Source organism: Shewanella atlantica, assembly GCF_003966265.1.
GTDB lineage: Bacteria > Pseudomonadota > Gammaproteobacteria > Enterobacterales > Shewanellaceae > Shewanella > Shewanella atlantica.
Genome location: NZ_RXNV01000009.1, coordinates 153,153 through 161,174 on the forward strand (window position 1 = coordinate 153,153; position 8,022 = coordinate 161,174).

At 44.0% G+C, this 8,022-nt stretch carries 9 protein-coding genes; 5 read left to right on the top strand and 4 right to left on the bottom strand.

What is annotated here, in order from left to right:
- Nucleotides 1-25: 25 nt before the first annotated feature.
- On the bottom strand, nt 26-607 hold the full coding sequence (locus EKG39_RS17105) for a TetR/AcrR family transcriptional regulator (protein WP_126507196.1): 582 nt from the start codon (nt 605-607) through the stop codon (nt 26-28).
- 128 nt (nt 608-735) lie between these two features.
- Here EKG39_RS17105 and EKG39_RS17110 point away from each other — a divergent pair, with 128 nt between their 5' ends.
- Nucleotides 736-1,788, top strand: a complete 1,053-nt coding sequence (locus EKG39_RS17110; RefSeq protein WP_126507210.1) for an alkene reductase — start codon at nt 736-738, stop codon at nt 1,786-1,788.
- Nucleotides 1,789-1,960: 172 nt separating this feature from the next.
- Here EKG39_RS17110 and EKG39_RS17115 read toward each other — a convergent pair whose 3' ends face one another.
- Together EKG39_RS17115 and EKG39_RS17120 are read right to left on the bottom strand one after the other, a co-directional pair.
- Nucleotides 1,961-3,307, bottom strand: a complete 1,347-nt coding sequence (locus EKG39_RS17115) for an aspartate aminotransferase family protein (RefSeq protein WP_246028544.1) — start codon at nt 3,305-3,307, stop codon at nt 1,961-1,963.
- Between the two features lie 151 nt (nt 3,308-3,458).
- Nucleotides 3,459-3,878 (bottom strand): ribosome recycling factor family protein, encoded by a 420-nt coding sequence (locus tag EKG39_RS17120; RefSeq protein ID WP_126507197.1) that lies wholly within the window; start codon nt 3,876-3,878, stop codon nt 3,459-3,461.
- Between the two features lie 535 nt (nt 3,879-4,413).
- Between EKG39_RS17120 and EKG39_RS17125 the strand changes: the two genes are divergently transcribed.
- The 4 genes from EKG39_RS17125 to EKG39_RS17140 are packed head-to-tail and all read left to right on the top strand — an operon-like array spanning nt 4,414 to nt 6,772.
- Nucleotides 4,414-5,346 (top strand): CsgG/HfaB family protein, encoded by a 933-nt coding sequence (locus tag EKG39_RS17125; protein WP_126507198.1) that lies wholly within the window; start codon nt 4,414-4,416, stop codon nt 5,344-5,346.
- 12 nt (nt 5,347-5,358) lie between these two features.
- On the top strand, nt 5,359-5,718 hold the full coding sequence (locus tag EKG39_RS17130; RefSeq protein WP_126507199.1) for a putative periplasmic lipoprotein: 360 nt from the start codon (nt 5,359-5,361) through the stop codon (nt 5,716-5,718).
- 14 nt (nt 5,719-5,732) lie between these two features.
- Nucleotides 5,733-6,086, top strand: coding sequence for a DUF4810 domain-containing protein (locus tag EKG39_RS17135; RefSeq protein WP_126507200.1), 354 nt, complete (start codon nt 5,733-5,735; stop codon nt 6,084-6,086).
- 8 nt (nt 6,087-6,094) lie between these two features.
- On the top strand, nt 6,095-6,772 hold the full coding sequence (locus tag EKG39_RS17140; protein WP_221767379.1) for a GNA1162 family protein: 678 nt from the start codon (nt 6,095-6,097) through the stop codon (nt 6,770-6,772).
- Nucleotides 6,773-6,832: 60 nt separating this feature from the next.
- Here EKG39_RS17140 and EKG39_RS17145 read toward each other — a convergent pair whose 3' ends face one another.
- Entirely contained in the window at nt 6,833-7,681 is an 849-nt protein-coding gene (locus EKG39_RS17145) for an HDOD domain-containing protein (protein WP_126507202.1), read from the bottom strand.
- Between the last annotated feature and the right edge of the window lie 341 nt (nt 7,682-8,022).

Sequence of the window (8,022 nt, forward strand, 5' to 3'; positions counted from 1 at the left end):
TTTTTAGACCTTTAATTGAAAAACACTAAGCACAAATATCCTCGAAGAGTTGGTCAGCTAACTCTTGCAGGGTTTCGGCCTTTGGCTGGGTGTGTGCAAAGGTTCTTAAACCATAAATCCCCATGGCTAGAAAGCGTGCCAGATGTTGACTGTCACGTTTAGCGCTGAGCTCACCACTGACTTGGGCCTGCGCAAAAACATCGGCGAGTCCCTGCTGCCAGCTGGCTAAATTATCCGTAATAGTTTTTTGCACCTCATCATCTTGTTGAGCCATCTCGTTGAGCGCTTTAGTGAGCAGGCAGGCCTTCGCCGCTTCACCACTGATGCACTCCTGAACTGTGTTATCCAGATAGGCTTTCAGCTCGACTAATACCGGTCTTTTACCTGCGAAAAAACTCTGAAACTCGGCACTACTATCATGCTTATACAGCTCTAAGGCCGCTAACAGAAGACCACGTTTATTACTGAATGCGCAGTAGATAGAGCCCGGGTGTATACCTGTGGCTTTAGTCAGATCTTGCATACTCGTCTTAGCGTAACCTTTCTCCATAAAGGCGGCTATGGCGGATCTCAGTACTTTATCTCTATCAAATTCAGCGTTGCGCATGCGGGCTTTGACTCACTAATCGTCTATATCCTGATTGTACTTAAGTTTGAATGTTTGTTCAAAATAATACTTGAATGAACATTCAAATAAGATTATCTTGAATGGACATTCAAGAAAAAGAGACCGCTATGACTGAGAACCTATTTCAACCTTTTGCGCTCAACGAGACTATCACCCTACAAAACCGTATCCTGATGGCACCGCTGACTCGTTGTATGGCAGATGATGAATTAGTACCGACTCAGGCTATGGCTGAATATTATGGTCGCCGCGCCGAAGCTGGACTTATCATCTCTGAAGCTGTGCTTGTTCGTTCCGACGGTCAGGGCTACCCCAATACCCCCGGTCTGTTTACCCCGGCTCAAGTAGATGGCTGGCGTGTGGTGACCGATACAGTGCATAAAGCCGGTGGCAAAATATTCGCCCAGTTATGGCATACCGGCCGAGTAGCCCACCCTCATTTCTTTGAAAAATCTGGTTCAACTCAGGTAATTGCCCCCTCCGCCGTTGGCCTGGAGGGAAGTCTGCCCAGAATGCGAGAATTGAGCTATCAGGTTCCTAAAGCTGTAAGCCATAATGAGATAGTGCAATTAGTCGCCGATTACACACAAGCTGCGGCGAACGCGATAGATGCCGGCTTCGACGGTGTCGAGATCCACGGAGCTAATGGTTATCTTATCGATCAGTTCCTGCATCACGACAGCAATCGTCGCACCGATGAATATGGTCAAACAGCCGAAAATATGGCCCGCTTTCCCTTGGCTGTTGTGGATGCGATCTCTGCCCGCATTGGCAATGACAGAACAGGGCTAAGGGTTTCACCGGGAGCCTATGTCAACATGGCCGGAGACAAACGAGACCGCGCCGTGTTTGATTACTTCCTCACTGAGCTGGATAAACGTGATTTAGCCTTTTTACATATAGGTATTTTCGATGATGCCATGGAGTTTGATTATCTGGGTGGCAGCGCATCGAGTTACGTACGTAGCGTTTATAGTAAAACCTTGGTTGGCGTTGGCAGCTACAGCGCAGAAGCGGGTAGCGCCGCCATAGCCGAAGATAAATTTGATCTGTTAGCGATCGGTAGACCTTTTATCGCTAATCCCGATTATGTCGCCCGAGTTCGTGAAGGGAGTGAATTGGTTGAATATTCAGATGAGATGCTAACCAGCCTAGTGTAAAAACTAGTTTAAAGAGATAAGTGTGAGGAGTTTGCTTCAATAAATTTAGTGTGAAAAGTTTTTAAAAATCATCAATCCTGTGTCTTATTTTTGTCTTGAGGCAGAAGAGGTTAACCTAAATGGCTAACCTCTTTTTTTTTGCCTAAGTGATGTACCCTTTAGTCATCGGTTATTACTTTCGACCGGCTATCGCTTTTGCCATCGCGGCATCGGCAATCTCTTCGAGCTTGGCCAGATCAATATCCTTATGGGATTCACAGATAAACCAAGGCTCGCGAGAATCTGGTTCCAGCATGATGCCGCTCTTAATCAGGTTATGGGCAAACTCGGTATACAGGTCGCTGTCGGTCTTCTTCCAGTCACGATAGTTATGCGGTACCTGGCTGCCAAAATGAATACCGAACATGGCATCGGGGCCGGCGAACCTGTGCTCGATACCGTGTTTGGTAAATACCCGTGATAACACCCGTTGAATATCGACGCCGGCTTTGTTGATGGTGTCGTAGGCATTGGTTTCATTCAAAATTGTCAGCGTCGCTTTGGCGGCACTTAGGGCAATCATGTTGGCGGTATAGGTGCCGCCATGGGTAACGCCATTTTTCCCAAAGCTGATCACGTCCATCACCTCCTTGCGACCACCGAAGGCGGCGACCGGATAACCATTGCCCATAGCCTTAGCGTATGTGGTGAGATCGGCATGGATGCCATAGAGCTCCTGTGCGCCACCTTTAGCGACACGGAAACCCGTTTTAACTTCATCCATAATCAAGAGGGTACCATTGGCATCACAGATATCACGCAATTTCTGCATGTATTCCTGGGTCGATGCGATGCTGCCGCAGTTGCCTAATATCGGCTCAATGACGATGGCTGCGATATCATCGCCGACACGAGCAAAGACTTCATCGATGGCTGCGAAGTCATTGAGAGGCACAGTTTCCAGGTGCTCGCGACTCGCCTCTGGAATACCGCCACCAAAAGCAGCGATCTTTGGCGCCGCTTCGGTTTCGCTATCCCAGTTATCGACGTCTGATTTCCACATCATCTCATCGTAAAGGCCATGAAAACCGCCTTCAACCACCACAATCTTGTTACGGCCGGTAAAACCACGAGCGGTGCGTACCGCGCCAATCACAGCTTCTGTCCCCGAGTTGGCAAATCTCACCTTCTCAATATTCGGACACATCTGCTTTATGAGTTCGACCACCTGAGAATCTAGATCGGTTGAGAAGCCGGAGATAGTGCCACGTTCGGTAATAGCTGCCACAACCTGTTGATCGATTCGAGAATCGCGATAGCCCAAGATGATAGGCCCGTAAGCGAGGCGGAAATCGATAAACTGCTGGTCGTCTGCATCGGTAATGGTGCAGCCCAGGCTGCTTTTAACGAATACTGTGTTCTCTTCACCCCAGTAACGGTAACTATCAGCCACACCCAGAGGCATGTTGTTGTGGGCCTGTTTTAACAGTGCATTGGTGGCGGGTTTATTAGCATTGCTCATCGTGTCTGTCTTCATCATAAAAAGTCTGGCACGTATGATACAGATCACAGTAAGGCTTTACTATATTAGTCCGGCATATCTAAAGAAGAACAATGAATATGGATGGTGCCCTTCTACTTTGAACATGGGGAGATGCAGACAATGGACTCACAGTAATCACCTCCCTCTTTTACCAAGAGTCGACATGGAATCGTGCCGCTCTGGCTTCAGCCATGGTGCAATCGGTAATGTGCATCAACTCACTCAAGGTGATATTGGGGTTATCGTTAATCAAACGCGCAAGCTTTGCCTCTAAAGGTTCCAGCTTGTCGGTATGATCGAGCAAAGCGGTTTCAATTTTCTGGATAAGGTAACGAAACTCAGCAGCACCTTCCTTCTGCAATTGAGCCGCTTTCAACTGCCTCTGTTTCAACTGTTCAGCAAACGATTGGATCTTGGTAGCTTCACCGGATAGCCCCCAATTCCTGGAGCGACGCACACGCTTAAGCCCGCAGTGATACTGCTTGGCCACGTCTTGGGCCTGTTTGACAGCTTCCCTTCCTATTCGATGAATAAGAGAGGGAAGTGAGATGGTGATGTCTTCAATCATGGCTTCATTTATAACCCTTGAAATTTCACTCTGGGTATTTAATCAAAAAAGTAACGAGAACAAATACCTACAACACAACGTTTTTACATAAATATGTGGTAGAGATATTGAACTCCACGCTTAATTTAAGTTAAAGTGTGCAGTTAGGGAAACGAAAGCAAGACTCTACTCTATTTTAAGGGAAAGTAGAACTTGGCCTTTCAGGGATGAAGATAAACACGTAGCCATTTATAAGAGTACTATCTCCATAGATAGCTATGCATGCAGTTGATTAACAATAAGCTTCCTCCATAAATTCGCAAGAATGCCTCCCAAAAACCACCTCAGTAATTAGATTTAGCAATGGGTATTTTAGTTATTATCCTTGTAGCTCAAATTTCATTTTTGGGTCCTTTAGTGTAGATAACAGGTTTAAGGAAAAGCATCATTAATCAAGTGTAGACACTGAAGTAGTCACATGTATAATCCGCAAGATTATTGTACAGATTTTCAAAGTAGATTAAGCATTAATGCTTAAAAATAAAAAGAGAGCAAAATGAAAAAACGGAATATTTTAACATTGGCATGGATGGCACTTTTTTGCCTTCAAGCCCCGGCGTTTGCATCAGGTTTAGATGCAACCTCTGCAAACACAAGTGCAAAGCCTGATTCAGCTCAAACGTTTCTAAAGCGTAAAGTAGCAATTGCAAGGTTTTCAAATGAAACCCAAGCTGCGAATAGTTTTCTCGTAGACAGCTCCAACAATCGAATTGGCAAACAAGCGGCTGATATTCTTAGCGCACGCCTGGCTGACACTAATAAGTTTATTATGTTTGAACGCCTTGACAGTGAAGAAGTCAACTCAGAGAACATATTAAAAGGCATAAGTGATAGTGGCGTTTCTGTCGATTACTTAATCGTCGGTTCCGTAAGCGAATTTGGCCGCTCGGCAGAGAGCACTACAGGTTTGTTCTCTCAGTCCAAAATACAAAAAGCTTATACAAAGGTTAACGTTCGTTTAGTTGATGTCACAACAGGAAGAATAATAAGTTCTGTTGAGGGCGCTGGTGAAGCAACTACTGAGACCAAGAAAACATTAGGGGCTGGTACATCTGCTGCATTTGATCAAAGTCTAACTGATAAAGCGTTATCACAAGCGATTTCTCAAATGATCAGTAATTTGGTTGAAAACATGACAGCCAAGCCTTGGAAATCATATTTCCTATCAAATGAAGATGGAACATACATCATCTCTGGAGGAGAAGCACAGGGTCTTTCTGAAGGGATGGAATTGATCGTTTACCAGAATGGCAAACAAGTGAAGAACCCGCAAACCGGTGGCCTTATCTCTTTACCTGGAAAGAAGATAGGTAAAATCCAAGTGCTTTCAACATACGGAAATGACGAGTTTGAACAAATCTCTTTCGTAGATGTTATTGAAGGGTCGATTAGTGATGACCTGTCAAAATATTACCTTTCTGATAAATAAAATGAGACTTTCATGAGAACAATATTATTTCTATTTTTAAGTGTGTTTCTGGCTGCATGCGGATCAAATGTTCAGCGAAGTGAAACGGGTTTAGAGCATGAACAAAAAGTCGTCATCATTGCCGACGTGTTAATTGGCAATTCAATTACTGTTGCAGCAATCAATAACCATATAATTAATGGCAAAGACTTAACTCCCTATGCAACGGGTGTTGTGGGCGCTGCTGATGCTGCAGATGAAAATCGTCAAATTCTGGTAATAAAATTGGACAAAGGCTCGCATAGACTTTCTATCAAGAGTCCAGCAGGTGCTGTTCTTTTTGCTAAAGACATTTACCTAGCTGATGGTCAAGTAAGAACAATACGACTCTAAAAGGAAAGTAACCAATGCTAACTAAAACAAGATACCTTTTTATACTTGCCGCAACATTTATGTTTGCAGGCTGTGCTTCGGTAACCGAAAGTGGATATTACTGGGGAAATTACTCAGAGACATATTACGAATATATTAAAGCACCATCAGAGCAAACAGTCACAAACCATCTCAATGAATTAAACAACATTGTGGATACATCAAAGAAAAAAGGTTTGAAAGTTCCTCCAGGAATTTACGCTGAAATTGGTTACATTACAGCTAAACGTGGGGATAGCGATGACAGCATTGCTTATTACCGTCAAGAAGCCGAATTGTACCCGGAGTCCAAAGGCTTTATTGAACGCTTAATATCAGATCAGAAATAGGAATAAACATGCGCTTACTAATTTCAATTACTATTGCTTTGCTTATGTCGGGCTGTGCAGCAACGACAACAACTAAAGAAGCAGCCTTTCCTGAGATGTATTCAGACGTCAATCGTCAAGCCATGCTCATCGTCCCTGTTATCAATGAAACAACAGCCGCTGAAGCCCCCGACTTCCTAAATGCGACGGTTGCTCAACCTCTGGCAGATAAAGGCTACTATGTACTACCAGTTCCAATTGTGAGCAATATTTTCAAAGAAGCGGGCATTATTGATGGCACACAGCTAAAAGGGATCCCTTTCTCAACCTACAAAGATAAATTTGGGGCTGAGTCGGTATTGTTTATCAAGCTGACATCTTGGGAAACTAACTATATGGTAGTTTCTGGTAATGTTACTGTGGGCATGGAGTACATATTAGTTTCAGCAGAAACAAATAACGTTTTATGGTCATACAAAAACACATTCGTATTAGATACTTCTGGCTCTTCTGGTAACTTGATTGCAGATATAATCGTAACGGCAATATCAACAGCTGCAACAGATTACGTCCCAGTGGCAAGACGTGTACATGCTAACGCTGTAACTACACTACCAGTCGGTAAATATCACCCTAAATATCTAAAAGATGGGAAAGTTAAAAATGTTATTCCTGAGCTAGCTACCGCTCCAGTAGAGAGATTCTAGAATACCAGTAAGTGGGGGCAGAGTTTGTCCCCACAGATTTTTCTAACTCAGTCTAGGCTTCTATCGTCTCGAGCCTTGTATCGGAAACGTCGCTAAAAGCTGTATCCCTTGCAAATTACAGTACTCAAGCGATTCGTTTAGCTCATCTAAGCCAATACCCAGATCGTCCAAAATATCCGGGTTGATCAACTCCTCCTTAGCATATAGCCCAGGCTCGGCATTAATCACGGCTAAACGTGAAGCAATATAAAGCAATTTGCTATTATCGGGCAAGGGATCACCCTCTGCACGATTAAACTCTGCAATAGGCTGTATGATAGTGTCCGGTAGATTCCACAGCTTTAACAGCTCGGTAGTGCAATCAGCAAAGGTGAAACCAAATACCTCGCTCTGGCGAAGCCAAGGTGTTTCCTCGCGATCATAATCCTCACAATACCTGACTTTATCCGGCTCGCTGTGGACAATAGCCAACATTCCCAGATTATGAAATAGCCCGGACAGGAAGATATTATCGGTATCGGGAGTCTGCTTGGTTTTTGCAAAATACTTACAAATCAAGGCACAATCTACACTTATCTCCCAGAATTTATCCAGATCAACGACTTTAGGATCTATGCTGGAAAATGCTGCGGTAACACCATAAGCATTGACCAACTTTTTTACCTCCTTAATACCAAGCAGGACAAGGGCTTTAGAAAGGCTGTCTATCTCTCTTGGCATACTGAACATCGCACTATTAGCGATTTTTAAAATCGATGCGGCAATAGCAGGCTCATAGGCAATGGCATCGGCCAACTGCTCCATGCTGCAGTCGTCACTGGATAACATTCGATTCAATGTAATATAAACATCAGATAGCACGCATATTTTTTGCGCTTGCTTGGCGTAATCAAGAGGTGAAGATGACATTAGATCCACCTTGTACGGAGAGGGATACACTAATAATAGTTAACGAGTTAATTTGTTCAATGCAAATGGTGAAGAGTATGCGAATGAAACACAACTTCCCCACCTATTGACCACTACATTCCAGTCACCGTCAAATGTGTGGCTTAACAGAGCATATAGAAAAATGTTAACCACTTTCTTAATTACTAAAATGTGTGCTTTCCTGACAAGGCGAGCTAATATTTACTCTGACCCTGTGGGATCCCCACGAATTTAATAGCATGCTTGTGGATCCCTGACTAAATCCAGTAGTGACTGTATCGCAGCTTGCCAATGCGCCTTTACTAACCTCAACTTCTTAT